Source organism: Streptomyces sp. NPDC058653 (genome assembly GCF_042716895.1).
Lineage (GTDB): Bacteria > Actinomycetota > Actinomycetes > Streptomycetales > Streptomycetaceae > Streptomyces.
On the sequence record NZ_JBHXRM010000006.1, the window covers coordinates 131,681 to 157,353 of the forward strand.

Annotated in this window: 24 protein-coding genes; 14 read left to right on the forward strand and 10 right to left on the reverse strand. The window is 71.9% G+C overall.

What is annotated here, in order from left to right; all coding sequences use genetic code 11:
- Positions 1–63: 63 nt before the first annotated feature.
- Positions 64–1,383, reverse strand: a complete 1,320-nt coding sequence (locus ACFWU9_RS07525; protein WP_384315454.1) for a glycosyltransferase 87 family protein — start codon at positions 1,381–1,383, stop codon at positions 64–66.
- A 109-nt stretch (positions 1,384–1,492) separates the two neighbouring features.
- On the opposite strand from ACFWU9_RS07525, the gene ACFWU9_RS07530 reads away from it, so the two are divergent.
- On the forward strand, positions 1,493–2,647 hold the full coding sequence (locus tag ACFWU9_RS07530; protein WP_384315455.1) for a glycosyltransferase family 4 protein: 1,155 nt from the start codon (positions 1,493–1,495) through the stop codon (positions 2,645–2,647).
- A gap of 34 nt (positions 2,648–2,681) precedes the next feature.
- On the opposite strand, the gene ACFWU9_RS07535 is transcribed toward ACFWU9_RS07530, so the two are convergent.
- On the reverse strand, positions 2,682–4,478 hold the full coding sequence (locus ACFWU9_RS07535; RefSeq protein WP_384315456.1) for an AMP-dependent synthetase/ligase: 1,797 nt from the start codon (positions 4,476–4,478) through the stop codon (positions 2,682–2,684).
- Positions 4,479–4,757: 279 nt separating this feature from the next.
- Here ACFWU9_RS07535 and ACFWU9_RS07540 point away from each other — a divergent pair, with 279 nt between their 5' ends.
- From ACFWU9_RS07540 to ACFWU9_RS07565, 6 genes are all read left to right on the forward strand, one after another.
- The gene (locus ACFWU9_RS07540) at positions 4,758–5,633 is read left to right on the forward strand and encodes a metallophosphoesterase (protein ID WP_384315457.1); all 876 of its coding nucleotides are present in this window, start codon (positions 4,758–4,760) and stop codon (positions 5,631–5,633) included.
- A gap of 100 nt (positions 5,634–5,733) precedes the next feature.
- The gene (locus tag ACFWU9_RS07545) at positions 5,734–6,219 is read left to right on the forward strand and encodes an SRPBCC family protein (protein WP_384315458.1); all 486 of its coding nucleotides are present in this window, start codon (positions 5,734–5,736) and stop codon (positions 6,217–6,219) included.
- Positions 6,219–7,517, forward strand: coding sequence for an ArsA family ATPase (locus tag ACFWU9_RS07550; protein WP_384315459.1), 1,299 nt, complete (start codon positions 6,219–6,221; stop codon positions 7,515–7,517). Before ACFWU9_RS07545 ends, ACFWU9_RS07550 begins: the two co-directional genes overlap by 1 nt.
- Positions 7,518–7,605: 88 nt before the next feature.
- Positions 7,606–8,082, forward strand: coding sequence for a DUF5304 domain-containing protein (locus tag ACFWU9_RS07555; protein WP_384315460.1), 477 nt, complete (start codon positions 7,606–7,608; stop codon positions 8,080–8,082).
- A gap of 66 nt (positions 8,083–8,148) precedes the next feature.
- Positions 8,149–9,090: an ROK family glucokinase gene (locus ACFWU9_RS07560; RefSeq protein WP_384315461.1), complete on the forward strand. Its 942-nt coding sequence runs from the start codon at positions 8,149–8,151 to the stop codon at positions 9,088–9,090.
- A 104-nt stretch (positions 9,091–9,194) separates the two neighbouring features.
- A complete protein-coding gene (locus ACFWU9_RS07565; protein WP_384315462.1) occupies positions 9,195–9,980 on the forward strand; it encodes an endonuclease/exonuclease/phosphatase family protein in 786 nt (261 codons plus the stop codon).
- A gap of 148 nt (positions 9,981–10,128) precedes the next feature.
- On the opposite strand, the gene ACFWU9_RS07570 is transcribed toward ACFWU9_RS07565, so the two are convergent.
- Both ACFWU9_RS07570 and ACFWU9_RS07575 read right to left on the reverse strand, forming a co-directional pair.
- Entirely contained in the window at positions 10,129–10,908 is a 780-nt protein-coding gene (locus tag ACFWU9_RS07570; protein WP_384315463.1) for a hypothetical protein, read from the reverse strand.
- Positions 10,901–11,680: an alpha/beta hydrolase gene (locus ACFWU9_RS07575; RefSeq protein WP_384315464.1), complete on the reverse strand. Its 780-nt coding sequence runs from the start codon at positions 11,678–11,680 to the stop codon at positions 10,901–10,903. The genes ACFWU9_RS07570 and ACFWU9_RS07575 overlap by 8 nt, the downstream gene beginning before the upstream one ends.
- A gap of 145 nt (positions 11,681–11,825) precedes the next feature.
- Between ACFWU9_RS07575 and ACFWU9_RS07580 the strand changes: the two genes are divergently transcribed.
- From ACFWU9_RS07580 to ACFWU9_RS07595, 4 genes are all read left to right on the forward strand, one after another.
- On the forward strand, positions 11,826–12,677 hold the full coding sequence (locus tag ACFWU9_RS07580; protein WP_384315465.1) for a lysophospholipid acyltransferase family protein: 852 nt from the start codon (positions 11,826–11,828) through the stop codon (positions 12,675–12,677).
- Between the two features lie 80 nt (positions 12,678–12,757).
- The gene (macS, locus tag ACFWU9_RS07585) at positions 12,758–13,990 is read left to right on the forward strand and encodes a MacS family sensor histidine kinase (RefSeq protein WP_384315466.1); all 1,233 of its coding nucleotides are present in this window, start codon (positions 12,758–12,760) and stop codon (positions 13,988–13,990) included.
- Positions 13,987–14,703: a response regulator gene (locus ACFWU9_RS07590; protein WP_384315467.1), complete on the forward strand. Its 717-nt coding sequence runs from the start codon at positions 13,987–13,989 to the stop codon at positions 14,701–14,703. Before macS ends, ACFWU9_RS07590 begins: the two co-directional genes overlap by 4 nt.
- 156 nt (positions 14,704–14,859) lie before the next feature.
- Positions 14,860–15,888 carry a 6-phosphofructokinase gene (locus ACFWU9_RS07595; protein ID WP_384315468.1) on the forward strand — a complete coding sequence of 343 codons (1,029 nt, stop codon included), beginning with the start codon at positions 14,860–14,862 and terminating at the stop codon, positions 15,886–15,888.
- 74 nt (positions 15,889–15,962) lie between these two features.
- On the opposite strand, the gene ACFWU9_RS07600 is transcribed toward ACFWU9_RS07595, so the two are convergent.
- Positions 15,963–17,948, reverse strand: coding sequence for an anthranilate synthase family protein (locus ACFWU9_RS07600; protein ID WP_384315469.1), 1,986 nt, complete (start codon positions 17,946–17,948; stop codon positions 15,963–15,965).
- 287 nt (positions 17,949–18,235) lie between these two features.
- Here ACFWU9_RS07600 and ACFWU9_RS07605 point away from each other — a divergent pair, with 287 nt between their 5' ends.
- Together ACFWU9_RS07605 and ACFWU9_RS07610 are read left to right on the forward strand one after the other, a co-directional pair.
- Positions 18,236–19,591 carry a class II 3-deoxy-7-phosphoheptulonate synthase gene (locus ACFWU9_RS07605; protein WP_384315470.1) on the forward strand — a complete coding sequence of 452 codons (1,356 nt, stop codon included), beginning with the start codon at positions 18,236–18,238 and terminating at the stop codon, positions 19,589–19,591.
- Between the two features lie 185 nt (positions 19,592–19,776).
- On the forward strand, positions 19,777–20,082 hold the full coding sequence (locus ACFWU9_RS07610) for a bacterioferritin-associated ferredoxin (protein WP_384315471.1): 306 nt from the start codon (positions 19,777–19,779) through the stop codon (positions 20,080–20,082).
- Positions 20,083–20,121: 39 nt separating this feature from the next.
- On the opposite strand, the gene bfr is transcribed toward ACFWU9_RS07610, so the two are convergent.
- Entirely contained in the window at positions 20,122–20,601 is a 480-nt protein-coding gene (gene bfr, locus ACFWU9_RS07615) for a bacterioferritin (protein WP_384315472.1), read from the reverse strand.
- 151 nt (positions 20,602–20,752) lie between these two features.
- Between bfr and ACFWU9_RS07620 the strand changes: the two genes are divergently transcribed.
- Positions 20,753–21,385 carry a sulfite oxidase-like oxidoreductase gene (locus ACFWU9_RS07620; protein ID WP_384315473.1) on the forward strand — a complete coding sequence of 211 codons (633 nt, stop codon included), beginning with the start codon at positions 20,753–20,755 and terminating at the stop codon, positions 21,383–21,385.
- A gap of 74 nt (positions 21,386–21,459) precedes the next feature.
- Here ACFWU9_RS07620 and ACFWU9_RS07625 read toward each other — a convergent pair whose 3' ends face one another.
- The 4 genes from ACFWU9_RS07625 to thiS form a co-directional block, all read right to left on the reverse strand.
- Entirely contained in the window at positions 21,460–22,350 is an 891-nt protein-coding gene (locus ACFWU9_RS07625) for a deoxyribonuclease IV (RefSeq protein WP_384315474.1), read from the reverse strand.
- Between the two features lie 3 nt (positions 22,351–22,353).
- Positions 22,354–24,501: a Stk1 family PASTA domain-containing Ser/Thr kinase gene (gene pknB / locus ACFWU9_RS07630; RefSeq protein WP_384315475.1), complete on the reverse strand. Its 2,148-nt coding sequence runs from the start codon at positions 24,499–24,501 to the stop codon at positions 22,354–22,356.
- A 154-nt stretch (positions 24,502–24,655) separates the two neighbouring features.
- On the reverse strand, positions 24,656–25,450 hold the full coding sequence (locus tag ACFWU9_RS07635) for a thiazole synthase (RefSeq protein WP_384315476.1): 795 nt from the start codon (positions 25,448–25,450) through the stop codon (positions 24,656–24,658).
- A 5-nt stretch (positions 25,451–25,455) separates the two neighbouring features.
- Entirely contained in the window at positions 25,456–25,656 is a 201-nt protein-coding gene (gene thiS / locus ACFWU9_RS07640) for a sulfur carrier protein ThiS (protein WP_229700887.1), read from the reverse strand.
- Positions 25,657–25,673 lie beyond the last annotated feature (17 nt).

Genomic DNA, 25,673 nt, shown 5'->3' on the forward strand with positions numbered 1-25,673 from the left:
GAGGTCCGGGCGGGGGGCGCGTGTCCGCCGGGCCCGGCGCCCGTAAGGGCCCTGGGCGGGCCGTCAGGAGCCGAGCAGGCGGTAGCTGTCCTCCGTGCCCGCCTCCTCGCCGTCGGCCGCGCTCGCCGCCTCCTGGTCCGCACGCGGGGCCGGCGGGGAGACCGTCGCGCGCCACAGTCGGCCGCACGCGGTCAGCGCGGCGGCGACCAGCAGCCCGTTGCGTACGACGAGGAGGGTCACCCCCAGCGGGTCGCTCGCGGTCACATGGTCGAAGAACAGCGGGAACTCCAGCACCGTGACCGCGGAGGCCGCCACCACCAGCACCGCGGGCAGCGTCATCGGGCTCGACCGCAGAAGCAGACAGACAGCGGCCAGGCCGACCAGCCAGACCATGTACTGCGGGCTGATCACACGGCTCGTGACGGTGAAGAGCAGGACCGCGGTGAAAGCCGCGTCGCCCAGGGTGCTCGCGGTGAAGGCGGTCGCCCTCACCCGCCAGAACAGCAGCCACCCGAAGGCCGTGACGCTGAGGAACAGGGCGAGCGCGCTGACCAGCGGGACGTAGGGCCCCATGAACTCCACGGAGCCGTACGAGAACATCACGGCCCCGTCCCAGCCGAGATGGCGCGCCACATGGAAGACCAGCGCGCCCAGCGACTCGACCTCGGTACCCCGGTCGCGCTGCGCGGTGAGGAACTCCAGCGCGCCGGGCAGCACCGCGGACACCCCGGCCAGCAGCGCGAGCGCCGTCACGGCCGCGGCGGACCAGGAGAGCCGGGTGGCCCGGCCACGCGTCGTACCGATCAGCAGCAGCACCGGCCACACCTTCAGCAGCGCCCCGAACCCCGCGAGCGCGCCGAGCAGTTGAGGCCGCCGGAGGCCCACCAGGAGGGCGCAGACGGCGACGGCGGTCACCATCAGGTCGTAACGCGCGTACACGGTCGGCCCGAGCAGCGCCAGGCCCGCCACCCACACCCAGGCGCCGCGCGTCGAGCGCCCGGGGCGCCGGCCCGCGCGGAGCAGCAGCCCGAACACCAGGGCGTCGCAGAGCAGACAGAGGGTGAAGAACGCCGTGGCGTACCCGAGGAAGGGCAGCAGGGCGGGGGAGAGGATCGCGAACGCGGCGCCCGGCGGGTACTGCCAGGTGACGTCCGACAGCGGGAAGGTGCCGGCGCGCAGGATGTCGTACCAGCCCCGGTAGGTGACGGAGACGTCCGGAGTGACGTCGGAGCCGGGGGTGACGAGAATCCTGAGAACGCAGAGCATCAGCAGGGTCCTGGTGAGAAGCCACACCGTGACCGCCCCGGCCGCCCGGCCCCGTGTGACGCCCGCCGTCCCCGGGGCCGCTCCGGCGCGGGAGCGTGCCGTGTCCTCGACCGCCATGACCACCTGCCCGTTTTGACTGATATGTCTTACGTGTTGGCGGGAGCCATCATGCGGGGGAACGGGCGCGGGAACGGTGAGGCGGGGCCGTTCGGTACTGTCGGCGACGATGCACAAGACCTTGATCGTGACCAACGACTTCCCGCCCAGGCCCGGCGGCATCCAGGCGTTCCTGCACAACATGGCGCTGCGGCTGGACCCCGACCGGCTCGTCGTCTACGCCTCCACCTGGAAGCGCGGGGCCGAGGGCAGGGAGGCGACGGCGGCCTTCGACGCCGAGCAGCCCTTCACGGTCGTGCGCGACGACACGACGATGCTGCTGCCGACCCCGGGCGCGACCCGGCGGGCGGTGGGGCTGCTGCGTGAACACGGCTGCGAGGCCGTCTGGTTCGGCGCCGCGGCCCCGCTCGGTCTGATGGGGCCCGCGCTGCGCCGGGCCGGCGCCAGGCGGATCGTCGCCACCTCGCACGGCCACGAGGCGGGATGGGCCCAGCTGCCCGCGGCCCGGCGACTGCTGCGCCATATCGGCGAGGGCACGGACACGATCACCTATCTCGGTGAGTACACCCGCTCACGTATCGCCGCCGCGCTCACACCGGACGCGGCCGGGCGCATGGTCCAACTGCCGCCCGGTGTCGACGAGAAGACCTTCCACCCGGATTCGGGCGGGGACGCGGTACGCGAGCGGCTGGGGCTCACGGGGCGGCCCGTGGTGGTCTGCGTCTCGCGGCTGGTGCCGCGCAAGGGGCAGGACACCCTGATCCTCGCCATGCCGGCGATCCTGGCGCGCGTCCCGGACGCCGTACTGCTGATCGTCGGCGGCGGACCGTACGCCGAGGAGCTGCGGAAACTGGCGGCGGAGACCGGGGTCGCCGGCTCCGTACGCTTCACCGGCGCGGTGCCCTGGTCCGAACTGCCCGCCCACTACGGCGCTGGCGACGTCTTCGCGATGCCCTGCCGCACCCGGCGCGGCGGTCTCGACGTGGAGGGCCTCGGCATCGTCTATCTGGAGGCCTCCGCGACGGGCCTCCCGGTGGTGGCGGGCGACTCCGGCGGCGCGCCGGACGCGGTGCTGGACGGCGAGACGGGCTGGGTGGTGCACGGCGCCCCGGGGCCCCTCGCCGCGAGCGAGACGGCGGACCGCGTCACCACACTGCTGCTGGACCCCGAACTCCGCGGGCGGATGGGCGCACGGGGCCGCGAATGGGTGGAGGCCCAGTGGCGCTGGGACCTCCTGGCGACCCGCCTCCGCGCGCTGCTGTAGAGGGACGCGCCCCGGCGGCGGGCCGCCGGCCCGCTCAGCCCCGGTACAGCGAGTCGATCTCGTCCGCGAAGTGCTTCGCCACGACCCCGCGCTTCAGTTTCAGCGACGGCGTGATGTGGCCCGCGTCCTCCGTGAACTGGGCTTCCAAGACGCGGAACTTCCGGACCGACTCCGCTTTCGAGACCGCCGCGTTGCCGTCGTCCACCGCCTGCTGGACCGCCGCCAGCAGGTCCGGGTCGTCGTGCAGCGACTTCGCCGTCGAGCCCGCCGGCTTGCCGTTCTCCTTCGCCCAGCGCGCCAGGAACTCCTCGTCGATCGTCACCAGCGCGGCCACGAACGGGCGCCCGTCGCCGACCACCATGCACTCGGCGATCAGCGCGTGCGCGCGGATACGGTCCTCGATCACGGCCGGCGCCACGTTCTTGCCGCCCGCCGTCACCAGGATCTCCTTCTTGCGGCCGGTGATCGCCAGATAGCCGTCCTCGTCGAGCGTGCCGATGTCGCCCGTGTGGAACCAGCCGTCGGCCAGCGCCTCCGCCGTCGCCGCCTCGTTGTTCCAGTAGCCCGTGAACACGTGCTCGCCGTGCAGCAGCACCTCGCCGTCGTCGGCGATACGGATCACCGAACCCGGCAGCGGCTGCCCCACCGTGCCGATCTTCTGCCGGTCCCACGGGTTGAACGAGGTGGCCGCGCACGTCTCCGTCAGGCCGTACCCCTCCAGCACCGTGAAACCGATCCCGCGGAAGAAGTGACCGAGCCGTTCGCCCAGCGGGGCGCCGCCGGAGATGGCGTACTCGCCCCGGCCGCCGAGGACCGCGCGCAGTCTGCGGTACACGAGCGCGTCGAAGACCTTGTGCCTGACCCGGAGTCCGAGGGACGGGCCCCGCGCGCCGCTCATCGCGCGGCTGTACTCGATCGCCGTGCGTGCCGCGCGGTCGAAGATCTTCCCCTTGCCGTCCGCCTGGGCCTTGGCACGGGCCGAGTTGTAGACCTTCTCGAAGACGCGCGGCACCCCGAGGATCAGGGTCGGCCGGAACGTGGCCAGCTCCTCGGTCAGATTCCTGATGTCCGGTACGCAGCCGAGTTTGATCGGCGCCATCACGGACGCCACCTCGACCAGCCGCCCGAAGACGTGCGCGGCGGGCAGGAAGAGCAGCACCGAGCACTCGCCCGTACGGAACAGCGGCTTCAGCCGCTCCACCACGTTGCCGCACTCCGCGAAGAACGCGCGATGGGTCAGCACGCAGCCCTTGGGCCGGCCGGTGGTCCCCGAGGTGTACACGATCGTCGCCGGATCGTCGGCCTTCGCCGTCGCGCTGCGCTGGTCGACCACCGCGTCGGTGATCTCCGCGCCCGCCGCCGTCAGCTCGGCCACACAGTCCTGGTCGATCTGCCAGATGTGCCGCAGCTCCGTCAGCCCGTCCGCCACCGACCGCACCGCGGCGGCGTTCGCGTCGGACTCCACGATCACCGCGGCGGTGCCCGAGTCGCCGAGGACCCACTGCACCTGCTCGGCGGAGCTGGTCTCGTACACCGGTACGGTGACGGCGCCCGCGCTCCAGATCGCGAAGTCGAACAGCACCCACTCGTACCGGGTCCGCGACATCAGGGCGACCCGCTCACCCGGGCGGATCCCGGACGCGATCAGCCCCTTGGCCACCGCCCGCACCTCGGCGAGGAACTGGACGGCCGTGACGTCCGTCCAGGCGCCGCCGACCTTGCGGCCGAGGACCGCGACATCCGGATGCTGAGCCGCGTTGCGGCCGATGAGATCCGTCAGATTGCCGTCCGAGGGGACCTCGTACAGGGCCGGAAGGCTGAACTCGCGCAAGACTGCTGCTCCTCGTCGTGCGCCGGTGGCACGGCACTGTGCCGACCCGGCTGCGGTCCACATCGGGCAGGTGCTCTCGGGGGTGAGCACGACGGGACTGCCCGGACGTTACCCACCGGTACAGGGTTCCGGATAGAGGGTCCCGGCCAGATGTTCCCTGCGTCACACGTTTTTTGACGGTCCTTCGCGCAGAGTAGTCCACAGCTGTGCGAACGTGCGAGTAATCGCAGGTCCGGACCCCTCTACTCAGTCGGAGGGCGGCGATCTAGGGTGGGCGCCATGGGTGGTGGCGGGAACATCGGCGGAGTCGGCGACACGAGCATCGGCGGGGCCGGCGGCCCGGGCGCGGCCGGCGGTCCGGCCGGCGGCGGGGGCGCCCGCACCCGTACGCGCGTCCATGTCGTCAGCGACGTGCACGGCAACGCCCGCGACCTCGCCACCGCCGGCCACGGCGCCGACGCCCTGATCTGCCTCGGCGACCTCGTCCTCTTCCTCGACTACGCCGACCACTCGCGCGGCATCTTCCCCGACCTCTTCGGCAGGGAGAACGCCGACCGCATCGTCGAGCTGCGCACCGCCCGCCGCTTCGACGAGGCCCGTGAGCTGGGCCGCGACCTCTGGTCCGGACTGGAGACCGACCGAGAGACGGCCATCGAATCGGCCGTGCGCCGCCAGTACGCCGAAATGTTCGCCGTCCTCCCCACCCCGACGTACGCCACCTACGGCAACGTCGACATCCCCGCCCTCTGGCCCGAGTACGCCGGACCGGGCACGACCGTCCTCGACGGCGAGCGCGTCGAGATCGGCGGGCGTGTCTTCGGTTTTGTCGGCGGCGGACTGCGCACCCCGATGCGCACGCCCTTCGAGATCTCCGACGAGGAGTACGCCGCGAAGGTCGAGCGGCTCGGCGAGGTCGACGTGCTCTGCTCGCACATCCCGCCCGACGTACCGGAGTTGACGTACGACACCGTCGCCCGCCGCTTCGAGCGCGGCAGCCGCGCGCTCCTCGACGCCGTGCGCCGTACGAGACCGCGATACGCGCTCTTCGGCCATGTCCACCAGCCGCTGGCCCGCCGGATGCGCGTCGGCTCGACGGAGTGCGTGAACGTCGGACACTTCGCGTCCACCGGACGGCCCTGGGCCATGGAATGGTGACCGGCGCGCACGCGATAACCTGCACGCTGCACGGGCGGTACCGGTAAGCGTGACCGTCGCCCCGCACCACCGGGGAGACACCATCTGGAGGAGCACGTCGATGGCGGAACACACCAAGTCGAGCATCGTGATCGAGGCGGCACCCGCCGACGTGATGGGCGTGATCGCCGACTTCGCCCGCTATCCCGAGTGGACCGGCGAGGTGAAGGAGGCCGAGGTGCTCGCCACCGACGCCCAGGGCCGCGCCGAAGAGGTACGGCTGGTGCTCGACGCGGGCGCGATCAAGGACGACCACACTCTCGCGTACACCTGGACCGGCGGCGACGAGGTCAGCTGGACGCTGGTCAAGTCCCAGATGCTGCGCTCGCTCGACGGCTCGTACCACCTCGTGCCGACGGACGGCGGCGCCCGCACCGAGGTCACCTACCGGCTGACCGTCGACGTCAAGATCCCCATGCTCGGGATGATCAAGCGCAAGGCCGAGAAGGTCATCATCGACCGGGCCCTCGCCGGTCTGAAGAAGCGCGTCGAGAGCGCCCCCGGGACCCCCGGAACCGCCGAGGCGTACGAGAAGCCCGGCACCTGATGGCGCCGAGTACGGCCGACACCGCACCCGGGCCACGTACGACGAGGACGACGCGTACGGTCCTGGTCACCGGCCCCGGCGGCGCGGGCCGTACCACCGTCGCGGCGGCGACCGCCCTGGCCGCCGCCACGCGCGGTGACCGCACGCTGCTCCTCTGCGCCGACCCGGCGGGCCCCGGCGCCGTCCTCGGCACAGCGGCCGGACCGGCGGACGAACCGGCGGAGGTGACCCCCGGCCTCTGGGCCGCGCGCGTCGACCCCACCGACTACTTCCGCACCGAGTTCCTCGCCCTCCAGGACCGCGCCGCCACCGTGCTCGACCTGCTCGGCGCCCGCCGGCTGGACGGCGAGGAGCTGACCGAGCTGCCCGGCAGTGAACAGTTCGCGCTGCTCCAGGCGCTGCGCCGGGCCTCCGCGGGCGACTGGGACGTACTCGTCGTCGACCTGCCGCCGCTGCGCGACGCCCTGTCCGTGCTCGCCCTGCCGGAGCGGCTCCGCCGGCTGCTGGGCCGCCTCCTGCCGGTGGAGCGGCAGGCCGCCCGTGCGCTGCGCCCGATCATGGCGCAGCTCGCCGGAGTGCCGATGCCCGCGGAGTGGCTGTACGGCGCCGCGGCCCGCAGGGACGAGGAACTGGCGACGGTCCAGGCGCTGATCGAGGCCCCCACCACGACGGTGCGGCTGGTCGCCGAGCCGGGCCCGGCCGCCGCGGACGCCCTGCGCGTGGCCCGCGACGGTCTGAGCCTGTACGGGCTGCGCGTCGACGCCCTCGTACCGAACAAGGTCCTGCCGACGGACTCGCCCGACGCCTGGTCGGCGACGCTCGCCGCCCAGCAGCAGAAGTGCCTTCAGGAGTGGGGCGAGGAGTACGGCCCCGCGTGGCCGCTGCGCGCGGTGGGCCATCTCGGGCGTGATCCACGCGGAGTCGCCGATCTCGGGGACCTCGGCGGTCTCGCGGATCTCGGCGACCTCGGGGACCCCGCCCCCGCCGGCCCGGACCCGGACACCGACACGGTCGCGGGCCCGGATGCCGGCGCCCACGGCGGCCCGTGGTGGGTCGAGGACCGCCGGGAGGAGGACGGTCTGCTGCTCTGGTGCCTGCCCCTGCCCGGGACCGTGAAGTCGGACGTCGGGCTGGTCCGGCGCGGCGACGAACTCCTGCTGACCGTAGGGCCGTTCCAGCGCATGGTGCCCCTCGGAGGGGCCCTGCGGCGCTGCACCGTCTCGGGGGCCGCGCTCACCGACGGTGTCCTGAAGGTCCGCTTCACGCCGGACCCGGGGCTCTGGCCGCGCACTCCCTGAACGTCCCCCCGGGGTTCAGGTACCGTCGAAGGTACACAGCCTCCGTTCCGCCCCGGACGAGGCACCTTGTCCCGATGCGGGAGTAACCATGAGTGATGCCACCGAGCGTCCCGCCGCCGACCCGGACGCCTGGGCCACGGCCTGTGCGGAGGACCTCGCCGCCGAGAAGGCCCGTCGTCGCGCTGTGCACGGTACGCCTCCCGGATCCGCCTCCGAGGAGCTGCGCAGGTTCGTGGACGCGGTCGCCGACAAGGTGTCGTCGTTCCAGAGCCCGCTGCTCGGGATGGCCGCCCAGGGCGCCGTCCAGCAGTTCATCAATCAGGCCAAGTCCGCGGTCGAGCCGGTCATCGACCGCAATCCCGATCTCTTCGACCACCTCGCGGCGGCCGGAAACGAACTGCTCGCCGCCTACCGCTCCGCCGTCGAGGGCGACGAGCGCCGCTGGACCCGGGGACCGTCCGAGGCGCCCGACATCAGCCTGAACAAGGCGGACGAAAAGGCCAACGACCCCTCGGACCCGCGTGACGAGGGCCCTACTCCCGGTACCCACATCGACCTGGACTGACCAGCGGGACGCCTGCCCTCGGGTACGGTTGGGCCCAGCGGGGCTCGACCGAAAACTGAGGGACACATGGGACTCACCATCGGCGTCGACATCGGCGGCACGAAGATCGCGGCGGGCGTGGTCGACGAAGAGGGCACGATTCTCGATACGCATCAGGTGCCCACCCCGCCGACCGCCGAAGGCATCATCGACGCGATCTGCGCGGCGGTGTCCGGGGCCGGCGAGGGACACGACATCGAGGCCGTCGGCATCGGCGCCGCCGGTTACGTGGACGACAAGCGCGCCACCGTCCTCTTCGCGCCGAACATCGACTGGCGTCACGAACCGCTCAAGGACAAGGTCGAGCAGCGGGTCGGTATGCAGGTCGTGGTGGAGAACGACGCGAACGCGGCTGCCTGGGGCGAGTACAGGTTCGGGGCCGGACAGGGCCACGACGACGTCATCTGCATCACGCTCGGCACCGGCCTCGGCGGGGGCATCATCATCGGCAACAAGCTGCGCCGGGGACGTTTCGGTGTGGCGGCGGAATTCGGCCATATCCGGGTCGTTCCCGACGGGTTGCTCTGCGGCTGCGGCAGCCAGGGCTGCTGGGAGCAGTACGCCTCGGGGCGCGCGCTCGTCAGATACGCGAAGCAGCGTGCCAACGCCACCCCCGAGAACGCGGAGATACTGCTGCGTCTCGGTGACGGCACCCCCGGCGGCATCGAGGGCAAGCATGTCAGCGCCGCCGCCCGTGAGGGCGACCCGGTGGCCGTCGACTCCTTCCGGGAGCTGGCCCGTTGGGCCGGCGCGGGCCTGGCCGACCTGGCCTCGCTCTTCGACCCGTCGGCGTTCATCGTCGGCGGTGGCGTCTCGGACGAGGGCGAGCTGGTCCTCGACCCGATCCGAAAGTCCTTCCGCCGCTGGCTGATCGGCGGCCAGTGGCGTCCGCACGCGCAGGTCCTCGCGGCCCAACTGGGCGGCAAGGCCGGGCTGGTCGGCGCCGCGGACCTGGCCCGCCAGGGCTGAGCCGTACGGTTCCCGTCCAGAACCGCGGACGGGCCCGGCAATCCGGATGATCACGCCCGCCGTGCCCCTCAGGGGTGCGGCGGGCGTTGGCCTATCGTGGTCCGGTGACGATTCCGGTGAGTGGACAGGGTGGACCCGTCCCCAAGATTTCGCTGCCCGACTCCCGTACCGAGCCCGACGGTTCGGCCGTGATCCGTGTGCTCAGCTACAACGTCCGCTCCATGCGCGACGATTGCGACGCGCTGGCCCGGGTGATCCGCGCCTGTGAGCCCGACCTGGTCTTCGTACAGGAGGCCCCGCGCTTCTTCCGCTGGCGCAAGCGCGCCGCGTGGCTGGCCGCGCGGACCGATCTCGTCGTCCTCAGCGGTGGCGGCACCGCCGCGGGCCCGTTGCTGCTGTGCTCGCTGCGCGCCACCGTGGAGCGCACGGAGGACGTGCTGCTGCCGCTCACACCGGGGCTGCACCGGCGCGGCTTCGCCACCGCCGTCGTACGGATCGGTGGCGCCCGGATCGGGCTGCTCAGCTGCCATCTGAGCCTCCGGGCCGACGAGCGTCTCGCCCAGGCCGGAATGCTGCTCGACCGCGTCGGCGCGATGAAGGTGCCGCACGCGATCGTGGCCGGTGATCTCAACGACCGGCCGCCGGGGCGTTCGTTCCGGCGGATCGCCAAGGAGCTTCAGGACTGCTGGGCGGTCAAGCCCTGGGGGAGCGAGTACACCTCGACACCCGCCGATCCGCGTCAGCGCATCGACGCGGTCTTCGCGACCGAGGGTGTCGAAGTGCTGGGCTGCGGTGTGCCGTTGGGGCTGCCGGGCATCGTGGAGAGCGACCTGCGGGCGGCCACGGATCACCTTCCGGTGCTGGCCGCCCTGCGCGTGCCGGCGTCCTGAACGGCGGCCCCGGACAAGGGCCCTGAACGGGTGTCAGCTCCGACGGAGCGTCAGGAGCACGCGCTCCCGGCTCCGTCGGACCCGGCCGGCCGGACCACCGCGGGCCGGGCCACCGGACCCGTACCACCGTGACTCGGACCGCCGTCGCTCAGACCACCGCGCCGCGGCCCGGATCGTCGTCCTCCTCGTCGCCCTGCTGCATCCGCGCCACCAGCGTGACGAAACCGCCCAGGAAGCCGCCGATACAGACCGTCGTCAGCCACCAGGTCATCTCCCACTGCAACAGCACGGCGAGGAGCATCAGCACCGGGCCGCCGATCACGGCGAGCCAGGCGAACTTGGCCGTGACGTCGGCCTCCGGCAGCGGCGGCGGCTCGGGCGGTACGAAATGGCCCTCGTCGCCGTCGTCGAGGTCGTCGTCCTTCGGCTCCGCCACCGAGTAGTCGCGCGGCCCTCCGCCGCCGACGCCGGGCGCGAAGACGATCGAGCCGCCGAGCGGCGACCTGTCCGGCTTGTCGAACTTGCTCGGCTTGACGGGATGGTCCGGCCCGGTGTCCGGTGCGGCGGTCGGCCCGCCCTCGGGCGCGGACGCGGGCGCCACGACGGCTTCCGCGTCGGCGGCGCCCGGCTTGGTGGTGTCCGGCCCCGTGGTGTCCGGCCTCGTGGTGTCCGAAGCCGCCTCCGGGCCGGCCCCCGTGCGGTTCACCGGACCCAGGTCCGCCTTCGTGGTCCCCGGGCCCTTGTCCTTCGGCGGCGCCGGCTCGTTGCTGTTCCGGTCGCTCTCCAGGAGCGCCAGGTCCTCGACCGACTTGAAGGGCTTGGCGCCCGGCGGATCGGCCGGCTCCTCCCCGTAACCCGCGACGATCGCCGCCCACGCGGCGTCCTCGTCGATCGGCTGCGGCTCGCGGTCCGCGTCATGCTCAGCCACCGGTTGTGCTCCCCTTCTTCCCGACGATCGGAGCGAGTCGGCCGATGAACGCGTGACTCTCCTCGAAAATCCGCTCCGCATCGTGGTCCAACGTCGCCACGTGGTAGCTCTGTTCCAGAATGACTTCACGGATGTCCGTGGACGAGACCCGGCCGAGGATCCTGGCCGAGTCGGCGGGGGGCACCACATGGTCCTGGGGGCTGCGCATCAGCAGCAAAGGCTGGGTGACCTGGGGCAGCTCGCGGTCCACCAGCCGGAAGAAGTTCCGCACCGAGTGCGCCGCGTGCAGCGGGACCCGGTCGTAACCGATCTCCTCGCTGCCCGGCAGCGCGATGTCGCTGCGCAGCCCCTTGGTCGTCCGGACGAGATGGCGGGCGACGGGCAGGGCGTACGCGGAGAGGCCGTGCACCTTGTTGCCGGGGTTGACGACGGCGACGCCGGTGACGGCGTGCCCGTGCTTGGCGGCGAGGCGCAGCGCCAGTGTGCCGCCCATGGAGAGACCGAAGACGAAGACCCGCTCGCACCGCTCGACGAGCTCCCGCAGCGCGCGGTCCACCTCCGCGTACCAGTCCTGCCAGCCGGTGATCTGCATGTCCTCCCAGCGGGTGCCGTGCCCGGGGAGGAGCGGCAGCGAGACCGTGAGATCCCGGGCGGCCAGGGACTCGGCCCAGGGGCGCAGCGACTGCGGGGAACCGGTGAATCCGTGGCAGAGGAGGACGCCGACACTCCCGCCCTCGTGGCGGTACGGCTCGGCTCCGGGAAGGACCGGCACAGGGTCTCCTGTTCGTCAGTCTCGAAGTGGTACTTCACCGTACGCGACCGGACCGACACCGACCAGAGCCGTCGGTGCCCCGGGACGGAACCCGCGCGTCCCCGCCGGGTTAAGGTCGGTCGACAGCACACAGGAGGCACCCGAGTTGATCTACCGCGCGATGAAGTTCTCCGTAGGAGGGCCGCTCAAGCTTGCGTTCAGACCTTGGGTGGAGGGCATCGAGCACATCCCCGATGCCGGCCCGGCGATCCTCGCCAGCAACCACCTCTCATTCTCCGACTCGTTCTTCCTTCCCGCCGTCCTGAGCCGGAAGGTCACCTTCATCGCCAAGGCGGAGTACTTCACGTCGCCGGGCGTGAAGGGCCGCCTCACGGCCGCGTTCTTCAAAGGTGTCGGCCAGCTCCCGGTGGACCGCTCCGGAGCCCGGGGCGCGGGCGAGGCGGCCATCAGGAGCGGTATGGCGGTCCTGGAGAGCGGTGAGCTCTTCGGTATCTATCCCGAGGGCACCCGGTCGCCCGACGGGCGGCTCTACCGCGGCAAGCCGGGCGGCCTCGCGCGCCTGGCGCTCGCCTCCGGCGCGCCCGTGATCCCGGTCGCCATGATCGACACGGAGAAGATCCAGCCGCCGGGCACGGTCATGCCGAAGCTGATGCGGCCGGGGATCAGGATCGGGCGACCGCTGGACTTCAGCCGGTACCAGGGCATGGAGAACGACCGTTTCATCCTGCGTTCGCTGACCGACGAGGTCATGTACGAAATCATGAGGCTCTCCGGTCAGGAGTACGTCGACATCTACGCGACGGCCGCCAAGCGCAGGATCGCCGAAGAGGCGAAGGCGGCCAGACCGTCGAAGACGGACAGGCCGCAGCAGACGGAAAAGTCACAGCAGACGGAAAAGTCACAGCAGACGGACAGGCCGCAGCAGACGGACAGGCCGCAGAGGACCGGGAAGCGGCAGGAGCCGGAGAAGACGGGCCACACCGGGCGGACCGGCTGACCGGGCCGCGTCCGGTCGTGGAGGACGGGAGCCCGGCGGGGCCGCGGGCGCCCGGCGGCACCGAGGGGTTGAGGGAGCACGTGGCGGGACGCGAACGGGTCGTACGGATGTCGGTCGAGCAGCCGCTGTGGCGGGCGCTCACCGCCTACCGCCTGCTGACGATGGTCTACGCGACCCTGATCGCCGCCTTCGCGTGGGACAAGTTCGAACGCCCCTGGCTCGCCGCCGGATATCTCGCCGTCCTCGTCGTCTGGACCGCCGCCACCCTGCCCAAGGTGGCCAACGCCGTCAGCTGCACCAGGCGCTTCCTCGGCGCCGACCTCGCCATCGCTCTCGCCGGTGTCCTGCTCACCCCGGTCGTCGACGCGCAGGCCCGGCACACCGACGGCCCCACCCTGCCGAGCATATGGACCGCGGGCTCCGTCCTCGCCTTCGCCGTCAAGGGCGGCTGGCGGTGGGCGGCGTTCGCCTCCTCGCTCGTCGCCGTCGCCAATCTCGTCGGCCGCGGCGACCCCAGCCGGGACACCCTGCACAACGTCCTGCTCGTCTGGGTGGCGTCCATCGCCATCGGCTACATCGTGGAGGTCGCCCGCGCCTCCGAACGCACCCTGGCGCGCGCCCTGGAGATCGAGGCGGCCACCCGGGAGCGCGAGCGGCTGGCGCGCGACATCCACGACAGCGTCCTTCAGGTCCTCGCCATGGTCCAGCGGCGCGGTACCGCGCTCGGGGGCGAGGCGGCGGAGCTGGGCAGGATGGCGGGGGAGCAGGAGGTCGCCCTGCGCACGCTGGTCTCCAGCGGCCTCGTGCCCACCACCCGCGCCTCCGAGGACGCCTCGCAGGGCGCGGTGGTGCGCGGCGTCGACGACGCGGCGTACGAGGACGGGCACGGCCACGGGGCGGACGGCGGCGCCGAGTTGTGGGATCTGCGCACGCTGCTGGCGCCGTTCTCCAACTCCTCCGTGACACTCGCCGAGCCGGGCGCACCCGTCCTGCTGCCGCCCCCCGCCGCCAGGGAACTGGCCGCGGCGGTCAGCGCCGCCCTGGACAATGTCCGTCTCCACGCCGGTGACGGGGCGCGGTCCTGGATCCTGGTGGAGGACTCCCCGGACGAGGTGGTCGTGACCGTGCGGGACGACGGTCCGGGTATCCCGGAGGGCCGTCTCGCCCAGGCCGAGGGGGAGGGGCGTCTCGGTGTGGCCCTCTCGATCCGGGGGCGGCTGCGGGAGCTGGGCGGTACCGCCGAGTTGATCTCGGTTCCCGGCCAGGGCACGGAAGTCGAGTTGAAGGTTCCACGGGGGAAGGCGGAGCGATGAGCGAGCAGACGGAGAAGCACGAGCGGGGCACGGGCGCGGACGGCGCCGGAGGCGGCCCGACGCGGGTGATGGTCGTCGACGACCACCCCATGTGGCGCGACGCCGTCGCCCGCGACCTCACGGAGGCCGGTTTCGACGTCGTCGCCACGGCCGGCGACGGCCCCCAGGCGGTACGCCGCGCGACGGCCACCACCCCCGACGTGCTCGTCCTCGACCTCAATCTGCCCGGTATGCCGGGCGTCCAGGTCTGCAAGGAACTGGTCGGCTCCCAGCCCGGTCTGCGCGTCCTGGTCCTCTCGGCCAGCGGCGAGCACGCAGACGTACTCGAAGCCGTGAAGTCCGGCGCCACCGGCTACCTGCTGAAGTCGGCCAGTACGGCCGAGCTGACCGACGCCGTACGGCGCACCGCCGCCGGCGACCCGGTCTTCACCCCCGGACTCGCCGGACTGGTGCTGGGCGAGTACCGCAGGCTCGCCTCCGAGCCCGCCCCGGCGGCGCCCGACGAGCCCAAGGCGCCCCAACTGACCGACCGGGAGACCGAGGTGCTGCGCCTGGTCGCCAAGGGACTCTCGTACAAACAGATCGCCGAGCGCCTGGTCATCTCGCACCGGACGGTGCAGAACCACGTCCAGAACACCCTCGGCAAACTCCAGTTGCACAACCGTGTCGAGCTGGTGCGGTACGCGATCGAGCGCGGCCTCGACGACGTGTGACGCGCCCCCGTCCCACCCTGCGTACCCCGGCCGGCCGGCAACCGCCTCCCACCGCCCTCTGGTGTTACGGAAATGAGCCTGCGCACCATGCCGGGGTGACCTGTGTCACTCAGGCGTGGCTCAGGTGCGTCACCGACGGCGAAGGGAAGTGTTTCCATGCGGGTCGGAGTATTGACCGGGGGCGGCGACTGCCCAGGGCTCAATGCGGTCATTCGAGGCATCGTGCGCAAAGGTGTCCAGGAGTACGGATACGAGTTCACCGGCTTCCGGGACGGCTGGCGCGGACCGCTGGAAGGCGACACCGTACGGCTCGACATTCCCACCGTGCGAGGCATCCTGCCGCGCGGTGGCACCATCCTCGGATCCTCACGCACCAACCCCCTCAAGGCGGCCGACGGCATCCGCCGCATCAAGGAGAACCTCGCGAGCAGCGAGGTCGAAGCGCTCATCGTGATCGGCGGCGAGGACACGCTGGGTGTGGCCGCCCAGCTCTCCGACGTGCACGGCGTGCCCTGCGTCGGCGTGCCCAAGACCATTGACAACGACCTCTCCGCGACCGACTACACCTTCGGATTCGACACGGCGGTCGGCATCGCGACCGAGGCCATCGACCGCCTCCACACCACCGCCGAGTCGCACATGCGCGTCCTCGTCTGCGAGGTGATGGGCCGGCACGCCGGCTGGATCGCCCTGCACTCCGGTCTCGCCGGCGGCGCGAACGTCATCCTCATCCCGGAACAGCGCTTCGACGTCGACCAGGTCTGCGCCTGGGTGACCTCCCGTTTCAAGGCCTCCTACGCGCCGATAGTGGTCATCGCCGAGGGCGCGATGCCCAAGGACGGTGAGGTGATCCTCAAGGACGGGACGCTGGACTCCTTCGGCCATGTCCGGCTGTCCGGCGTGGGCGAGTGGCTGGCCAAGGAGATCGAGAAGCGCACCGGCAAGGAGGCGCGGACCACGGTCCTCGGCCATGTGCAGCGCGGTGGCACGCCGAGCGCCTTCGACCGCTGGCTGGCCACGCGCTTCGGGCTGCACGCCATCGACGCCGTCAGGGACGGCGACTTCGGCAAGATGGTCGCCCTGCGCGGCACGGACATCGTGCGGGTACCGATCTCGGAGGCGATCGCGGAACTCAAGACCGTCCAGCCGGAGCTTTACAAGGAAGTCGGCGTCTTCTTCGGCTGACCGTCATCGGCCAGGGCCGTACGTACGCGCGGTGGCGTACGTACGGCCGACCGCCCCCCGGCGGCGCGGGTCGGTCAGAGCGGGCGCGGCGCCCCGCTGCCCCGCATGGCGCCCGCGACGAGACCACCGACGATCTCCGGCCCGCGCAGCGTCAGCACCGACTCCGGGTGGAACTGGACCCCGGCGAAGCCCGGCCCGCGCAGGGCGTGCACCTCTCCCGCGCCGTCCCGGCACACCTCGATGCCGCGCGCCGCCAGCGCCGCCGCCCGCCCGTCGTCGCAGCGGGCGGTGAAGCTGTTGTAGAAGCCCACGGTCTCCGTGCTGCCGAAGAGCTCGATCCGGGTCTGCGCGCCCTGGTACGGCAGCCGCTTGCGGGCCGTCGCGAGCCCCAGCTCCGCCGCGATCAGCTCGTTGCCGAGACAGACACCCAGCAGCCCGTGCCGGTGCTCGCGCAGCAGCGCGGCGGTCAGGGCGCGCAGCGTACGCATCCGGGGATCGGCGGGGTCGGACGGATCGCCCGGGCCCGGGCCGAGCACCACGGGCCCCCGGTGGGCGAGCGCCGCCTCCGTACCGAAGCCGGGTTCGTCGTAGCGCCGTACGGTCACCTCCAGACCCACCGAGCGCAGCAGATGCGCCAGCATCGAGGTGAACGTGTCCTCGCCGTCCACGACCAGCGCGTGCCCCGTCAACGACCCCGACCGCTCCCGCATCCGCAGCCAGAACGGCGCCAGACGCGCGCGCCGCGAGTCCAGCGCCGCCCGCACGCGCGGGTCGTCCGCGAGCGCCTTCCGTACGGAGGAGCCGCCCGGCACCCCGGAGCGCACCCCCAGCGCCGTCAGCACCCCCGCCGCCTTGGCATGGGTCTCGGCGACCTCGCCAACCGGGTCGGAGTGACGCACGAGCGTGGCCCCGACCGGCACCCGCAGCCGACCGTCGGCGTCGATGTCGGCGGTGCGGATGAGGATGGGGGAGTCGAGGGTCGCCGCCCCGCCCGCGTCCCGTCCGAGGAGCGCCAGCGCGCCCGCGTAGTAGCCCCGCCCGCCGCCGTCCGGGCCCGGCGGCTCGTACCGCGCGATGACACGGCACGCGTTCTGCACCGGAGACCCCGTGACCGTCGCGGCGAACATCGTCTCCCGCAGCACATCGCGGACGTCGAGCGAGCTGCGCCCGCGCAACTCGTACTCCGTGTGCGCGAGATGGGCCATCTCCTTGAGCCGGGGGCCGATCACGACCCCGCCCATGTCGCCGACGGTGCACATCATCTTGAGTTCCTCGTCGACGACCATGGACAGCTCGTCGGTCTCCTTGCGGTCGCCGAGGAAGTCCAGGACCGCCTCCACGGTCGGGCCCCCGGGCGGATAGCGGTACGTCCCGCTGATGGGGTTCATCACGACGGTGCCGCCGCTCATCCGCACATGCACCTCGGGGCTCGCCCCGACCAGGGTCCGGCCGCCCTGGCTCCCGGTGTGCACCACATACGTCCAGTACGCGCCCCGCTCGCCGGCCAGCAGCCGCCGGAAGAGCGCCAGCGCGTCGGCGCGCCCGAAACCGGGGATCCGGCCCTCGAACGTCCGCCGGACGACGAAGTTGGCGCCCTCGCCGCGCCCGATCTCGTCCTCCACGACACGCCGGACGATGTCCGCGTATCGCTCGTCGTCGATGTCGAAGGCACCGCCCTCGACCCGGACCGGGTGCGCGGGGAGATGGGCGAGGACCTCGGCGAGCGGCAGCTCGTAGGACTCGTCGGCGACCAGCACCGCCAGGGGCGTGCCGTCGTCGTGCGCCTCGAAGCCGCGCTCCCGGATCTGCCGGAACGGCACCAGGGCCAGCGAGGGGCGCTCGTCCTCGGCCGGGATGTCGGCCAGCAGCGCCACCTCGCGCACGTCGCCGACGAGCAGTTCCACGGTGTCGTGGTCCCGCCCCGGTGTGCGGCGGCGCAGCAGGGCGAAGGGCGGGCAGGCGTCGTCGAGAAGTCTCGCCAGGAGCGCGCGGGTGTCCGTGCGGGCCCCGACTGTGCCGGCTCCGTCTGTACGGGGGGTGTCCGGGCGGGTGGTGTCCATGCGGGGCGGGTTTCCTTCCGGAGGGAGGAGCGGCCCCGATTCCGGTCCGTGTCGGCCGACGGGCCGGAAACACGGAAGGCCGCCCCTCGGGCGGCCTTGCGATTCGGTGTTGCGCGCGTGAATCAGCGGACCGCCGGATGTGCGGTCCACCACCAAGCCTGGTTCAGCTGCGTCAACATGTCGCGGAGCATAACCGACATCCCCCGCCCGGGAAACGACCATGGACGGACGTCTCAACCACTGAGAGAGGGCATGGACGGCCCCCATGACCCCGTAATGTTGTCCGCGTGACCGTGAACGCTGACACCCGAGCACCCGCCGTGCAGGCGACCTGGCGAGACCTCCCCGCGGCGCAGCAGCCCGAATATCCCGATGCCGAGGCTCTGCGCGCCGCCGTCGCGGAGCTCGAGAGCTATCCGCCGCTCGTCTTCGCCGGCGAGTGCGACCAGCTGCGCGCCAGGATGGGCGCCGTCGCCAAGGGCGAGGCGTTCCTGCTCCAGGGCGGCGACTGCGCCGAGGCCTTCGACGGCGTGTCCGCCGAGCAGATCCGCAGCAAGCTCAAGACCCTGCTCCAGATGGGCGCGGTCCTCACCTACGCGGCGTCGGTGCCGGTGGTGAAGGTGGGCAGGATCGCCGGCCAGTACTCGAAGCCGCGGTCCAAGCCCACCGAGACGCGTGACGGGGTGACGCTGCCCACCTACCGCGGCGACTCCGTCAACGGCTTCGACTTCACCGAGGCGGCCCGGACCCCGGACCCCGAACGGCTCAAGCGGATGTACCACGCGTCCGCCGCGACGCTGAACCTGGTTCGGGCTTTCACCACCGGCGGTTACGCGGACCTGCGCCAGGTGCACGCCTGGAACCAGGACTTCGTGAAGTCGTCCCCGTCCGGGCAGCGTTACGAGCGGCTCGCCCGCGAGATCGACAACGCGCTGAACTTCATGAAGGCCGCGGGCACCGACCCGGCGGAGTTCCGCACGGTCGAGTTCTTCTCCTCGCACGAGGCGCTGCTTCTCGACTACGAGACGGCGCTGACCCGCCTCGACTCGCGCACCGGCAAGCTGTACGACGTCTCGGGCCATATGGTCTGGATCGGCGAGCGCACCCGTCAACTGGACGGCGCGCACATCGAGTTCGCCTCGCGGATCGCCAACCCGATCGGTATCAAGCTCGGCCCGACGACGACCGTCGACGACGCGCTCAGCTACATCGACCGCCTCGACCCCGAGCGTGAGCCCGGCCGGCTGACCTTCATCGTCCGGATGGGCGCCGACAAGATCAGGGACAAGCTCCCCGAGCTGGTCGAGAAGGTCACCGCGTCCGGCGCGACGGTGGCCTGGGTGACCGACCCGATGCACGGCAACACCTTCGAGGCGGCGTCCGGCCACAAGACCCGCCGGTTCGACGACGTGCTGGACGAGGTCAAGGGCTTCTTCGAGGTCCACAAGGCCCTCGGCACCCACCCGGGCGGCATCCATGTCGAGCTGACCGGCGAGGACGTCACCGAGTGCGTGGGCGGCGGCGACGAGATCTTCGTCGACGATCTGCACCAGCGGTACGAGACGGCCTGCGACCCCCGGCTCAACCGCAGCCAGTCGCTCGATCTGGCCTTCCTGGTCTCGGAGATGTACCGGGCGCAGTAGGGCCGCACGCCGGCGGCGGACAGACGGAGACGTACGACACATGGGGCGCGGATCACGATGTGATCCGCGCCCCAGCCGTGCAGGGGGGTCTGTCGCGCGCACCGGGCGGCGGGTAAGGTTAGGTTTGCCTCACCGTTCAGTACGGGGACGGCGCCAGCCAACGATCCCGCCGGGAGGTGAACCGCGTGTACATCTGCTCCTGCTTCGGCATCACCGAGCAGCAGGTACGCGCACACGCGGAGGCGGGTGCGTGCACCCCCCGCCAGATCGCCTCGGCCTCGAAGGCCGGCACGGACTGCGGATCGTGCGTACGCAGCATCCAGTCCCTCCTCGGACGCGGTGGCTGCCCGCGCCGCGAGCCGCTGGGGACGGCGGCCGACACCGTGATCGCCGAGACGGCGGTCCCTCAGCCGGTGCTCGCGCGGTCGGCGGTCGCCCGGTCGGGTGCCGAGCAGCCGGTTGGGGCGTCGACGGGCCTGGAAGCCGCCTGACACGCGACGCGCGGGCGCGCCACCGTCGGACGCCGCCCGTCAGCTGTCCGGCTGCTCGATCAGCTGGGCGATGTACAGCGGCTCACCGAGCTTCTCGATCAGATCCAGCTGGGTGTCGAGATAGTCGATGTGGTGTTCCTCGTCCTTGAGGATCGACTCGAAGATCTTCGCGGACGTGATGTCGGACTTGGCCCGCATGACCTCGACCCCGCGCCGCAGACGGTCGATGGCCTCGATCTCGATCTGCCGGTCGGCGTTGAACATCTCGGTGACGGTCTGGCCGACCCGTACATGGAAAAGCCGCTGGTAATTCGGCAGACCGTCCAGGAAGAGAATCCGGTCGGTCAGCGTCTCCGCGTGCCTCATTTCGTCGAACGACTCGGACCTGGTGTACTTCGCGAGCTTCGTCCAACCGAAGTTCTCCTGCATTTTCGCGTGCAGGAAGTACTGGTTGATCGCGGTCAATTCGGCGGTCAGCTGCTCATTCAGGAACTCGATGACCTCGGGGTCGCCCTGCATCGCAGAGACTCCTTCCGCACGGGGACTGGCAGTTCGCGCATCCTCGCACCGCACATGAAAAGCGTCCAGTAAGTCCATCCTTAGTAGTAGTTGCCCGAATCGGGCCGTACCTGGTCATGACCACCCTTCGCGGTCTGTCACCATGGAAGGCATGGGTCAGCCGGAAAGCCGGGAAGAGCGGGAGTCGGCGCAGTCCGGGCTTCCGCCGGGGCAGCGGCTCCAGCGCGGCTGGCCGGTCACCCATTACGGGCCGGTGCCCAAGTTCAAGCCGGACCGCTGGGAGTTCCGGGTCTTCGGCGCCACGGCCGACGGTGACAAGCGGTGCTGGAATCACGAGGAGTTCTCGGCGCTGCCGTTCTCGACCGTCGTCGCCGATCTGCATTGCGTCACGAAATTCAGCATGCTCGGGGCCGAATGGGGCGGCGTACTCGCCCGTACGATCCTGGAACTGGCCCCGCCGGCGCCCGCCGTCACCCATGTCATGGTCTGGGCCGAGTACGGCTACAGCGCCAATATCAGGCTCGCCGACTTCGCGTCGGAACGGTCCGTCTTCGCCACCCACAAAGGCGGCGAACTCCTCACGGCGGAGCATGGATTTCCGCTCCGGCTGGTCGTTCCGCATCTCTACGCGTGGAAGGGCCCGAAATGGGTCCGGGGCGTGGAGTACATGACCGCCGACCGCCGCGGCTTCTGGGAGGAGCGCGGTTATCACAACATCGGCGACCCCTGGGGCGAGCAGCGCTACTCCTACCAGGAAGGCCCCGGGGACGGGCCCGAGCTCTGACACCCGCGGCCCCGGACCCGGCCTCGGAGGCACAGGGGCCCAGAGTCGGCTCAGGGGCTCAGGGGTTCAGCGGTTCAGGTGCTTTGGGAGCGCCCGTCCTCACGCAGCTTCTTCAGGAGGGCCACGTCCGCCGCGTGGCCCTCCTTGCCGCCGGGGGTCTCGATCACCAGCGGGACGCCCTCGGTCGCCGGATGCGAGAAGAGCGCCCGGAAGGGCTCCTCGCCGATATGGCCCGCGCCGACGTTCACATGGCGGTCCTTCAGGGCGCCTCGGACGTCCTTGGAGTCGTTGGCGTGGATCAGCCGCAGCCTCCCCGGGCCCACCGTCTCCACCAGTTCGTCCAGCGTCCGGTGCGTCCCGCCGGGCGCGGCCAGATCGTGGCCCGCCGCGAAGACATGGCACGTGTCGAGGCAGACCCCCAGCCTGGGGTGCGAGTCCAGCGCCGCGAAGTAGGGGCCGAAGTCCGCGGCGAGTGAGCAGAGCGAGGAGCCCTGCCCCGCGGTCGACTCCAGCAGCAGATACGGGTCGTTGTCGTGCGTCAGCTCGTCGAGAAGCGGCAGCAGCAGCTCCCGTACCTGCGCCAGCGCCACCTCACGCGTCCGCCCGCCCGTCGCCGAACCGGTGTGCACGACGACGCCCGGGGCGCCGATCTCCCGGCCCCGGCGAAGGCTGTGCCGCAGCGACTCCACGGACCTCTCGGCCGTCTCCGGCGTATGGGAGCCGAAGTTGATCAGATAGGGCGCGTGGACGTACGCGGAGAGCCCCTCGGCGGCGCACTCCGCGCGGAACCGCTCGTCCTGCGCCGGATTCCCGGCCGGTGTCGCCCAGCCCCGTGGGTTGGCGACGAAGACCTGGACGGTCTCGGCGCCGATGTCCCGCGCCCAGGCCAGCCCGACGCGGGCGAGGCCGCCCGCCACCGGAACATGGCCGCCGACGGGATTGCGAAGGCGGTCGGGGAGCGTCAAGCCTCAGATTCCCTTGGTCGTGATGGTGACGGTGCTGCCCTCGGGGGCCTTATCGCCGCCGTCGACGGACTGCTTCGACACGGTGTCGTCCAGGAACGGGAAGCTCCGGTCGACCTCCACCTCGAAGCCGGCCTCCGACAGCTCGGCCTTCGCGGCGTCTATCGACTTGCCCGTGACGTCGGGGACGGCGATCATCCGGGGGCCCTTGGAGATGGTCAGCGTGACGGTGTCGCCACGGGCGAGCCTGGTGCCCTCCTTCGCGGACTGTCCGGCCACCGTCCCGGCCTCCTCGGGGGAGTTGACCCGCTCGGAGGCGATCCGCACGTCGAGTCCGGCGTCCTCCAGGGAGGCGGTCGCCTCCTCCTCGGACTGCCCCGTCACGTCCGGCATATGGACCGGGCTGCCCTTGCTGACGACCAACGCCACTCCGGCGTCGGGCCGCAGCTCCGTACCCGCTTTCGGCTGGGTGCGGATGATGTCGCCCTGCTCGGTCTCCTGGTCGAAGGAGCGGGTGATGACCCCGGGCGCCAGCCCGGCCTTCCTCAGTGCGTCCTTGGCGTCGGCCAGCGACGTGCCCGCCAGGTCCGGGACCCGCACGATCTCGGGGCCGCGCGAGATGACGAGGGTCACCGAACCGTTGCCCCTGATCCGGGACCGGGGCTCGGGGTCGGTGCGCATGACCGTGCCGCGCTCGAACGTCGCGCTGAAGTCCTTCTCGACCCTCGCGTCCAGACCGGCGTCGCCGAGGCGCTTCTTCGCGACCTGCTCGGTCTGCCCGAGGACGGAGGGGACCCGTGTGAACTGCCCCGAGTTGATGTACCAGACACCGACGCCCACACCGAGCACCAGCAGCGCGGCCACCACGATCGCGACCGCGCCTCTGCGCGGTCGGGCAGGTCCGTCCCGGTGCCGCGTGGGCGGCCGGCGCGGGGGCGCAGGGGGTCCGGGCGGCGGCATCGTGAGGCGGCTGGTGCGGTGGACCCGGTCGTCCCCCGGGGCGGCGGCCTGGTCGGGCGCACCGGATCCGTCGGACGGCACCGGGGAGCGGACAAGGCGCGGAATCACGCTCGTACGGTCGTCGGAGCCGTCGCCTGGCCCATCGGCCGGACCGTGGGCCGGGGCGCCGCCGGAGGCGTCGTACGAGGCGAGGGAGGCGTCCTGGGGGCGCCCGGCCCCGTGGCCGTCCTGGGACGGCTGGGACGCGGCGCGGGCTCCCGCGCGGTCCGTGCCGTCCGCCGTCCCGGCCGCGGCCGACGGGGTCCCCTCGGCCGTCGTCGCCTGCGGCGGCACCGCGTCCAGCTGCGCGTCGTCGAGTGCCGCGCGGGTCGCCCGGGTCAGCGCCAGAAGCGCCACGGCGTCCTCGGGGCGGATCTCCGGATTACGGGCGGTGGCCGCCGCGACCAGCTCGTCCAGCTCGATCGCCATTCCCGGCACCGCGGCGGACGGCGCGGGCACGTCCTCGTTCAGATGGAGGTAGAGCACCTGCGCGGGGGTGTCACCGCCGTGCGGCTTGGCGCCGGTCAGCATCTCGTGCAGGACGACCCCGCACGCGTACACGTCGACCCGGGTGTCGGAGGTGCCGTACTCGATCTGTTCGGGGGCGAGGTAGGAGACCGTGCCGAGGATTGTGCCGCTGGTGTTGGTGACCGAGCCGACGGCCCGTACGAGACCGAAGTCGGCGACCTTCACCCGGCCGTCGTCCCCTATCAGGACGTTCTCCGGCTTGATGTCCCGGTGGATGAAGCCGGCCCGGTGCGCGGCGCCCAGCGCGGCCAGCATCGGCTCCAGGATGTCCAGGGCGGCCCGGGGCTGGAGCGCGCCGCGCTCGCGCAGGACGTCCCGCAGCGTGCAGCCCTCCACGTACTCCATCGCCAGATAGACGTACGCGCCCTCGGCGCCCTGGTCGAACACCCCCACCACGTTCGGGTGCGCCAGCCGCGCCACGGACTTGGCCTCGCGGATGAAGCGCTCCACGAAGACCGAGTCGGTGGCCAGGGCCGGGTGCATCACCTTCAGGGCGAGGACCCGGTCGAGCCGGGTGTCGACACCGCGGTAGACCGTGGCCATGCCGCCGACGGCGATGCGCGCGTCGACGCGGTAACGGCCGTCGAGCACCTGCCCGACAAGAGGGTCCCTGAGCGTCGTATCCACCCGGCCGAGTCTACGAGCCGCCACCGACAGGGCCGGGCCCCCGGGTGCGACCGGACGGCCCAATGGAGCCGTCTTGTGACAGCACCCGCACAGCGTCGCGGCAATCGGCCGGGGGCCTTCCGGCCGCCGCCCCCGAGCGCGTCGTCGGACCCCCTCAGAAGGCGGGCCGCTCGGGGTCCAGCATCGCCATCCCCTCCGTGGGGGAGGAGGCGTCGGCGAAGTGTCGGCGCGGGATGCGGCCCGCGCGATGCGCCAGCCGGCCCGCCTCGACCGCGTGCCGCATCGCCTCGGCCATCAGGACCGGCTCCTGGGCGCGGGTGACCGCCGACGCCAGCATCACGGCCGCGCAGCCGAGCTCCATGGCGAGCGCCGCGTCCGAGGCCGTGCCCGCCCCCGCGTCCAGGATGACCGGCACGCGCGCGTGGCCGGTGATCAGCTGGAAGTTGTGCGGGTTGCGGATGCCCAGACCCGATCCGATCGGGGAGCCGAGCGGCATGATCGCCGCGCAGCCCACGTCCTCCAGCTTCCTGGCGAGCACCGGATCGTCGTTCGTGTACGGCAGGACGGTGAAGCCGTCGTCCACCAACGTCTCGGCGGCGTCGAGCAGTTCGATCGGGTCGGGCAGCAACGTCCGTTCGTCGGCAACCACTTCGAGTTTGATCCAGTCGGTGCCGAGCGCCTCCCGGGCCAGCCGGGCGGTCAGGACGGCCTCGCCCGCGGTGAAGCAGCCGGCCGTGTTCGGGAGCACCCGGATGCCGAGGCGGTCGAGCACGGACAGGACGGAGCCCTGCACGGTGGGGTCCAGCCGGCGCATGGCGACGGTGGTGAGTTCGGTGCCGGACGCGGCCAGGGACCGTTCCAGCACGTCGAGGCTGGGCGCGCCGCCCGTCCCCATGATGAGCCGGGAGTCGAGGGCGGTGTCGCCGATGACGAGCCTGTCGTCGGACATCCGGTTCAGCCTCCCTGGACCGCGGTGAGGACTTCGACCCGGTCGCCGTCGGACAGGGTGGTGGCCGACCAGCGCCCGCGCGGGACGACGGTCTCGTTGAGCGCGGCGGCGACGCCCGACGGGGCGGGGGTGAGGGTCGCGACGAGGACGTCGAGGGTGACGGGGCCCGCGAGGACGCGGGCCTCCCCGTTCACCGAGACGGTCATGGACGGGTCGGCGGGCG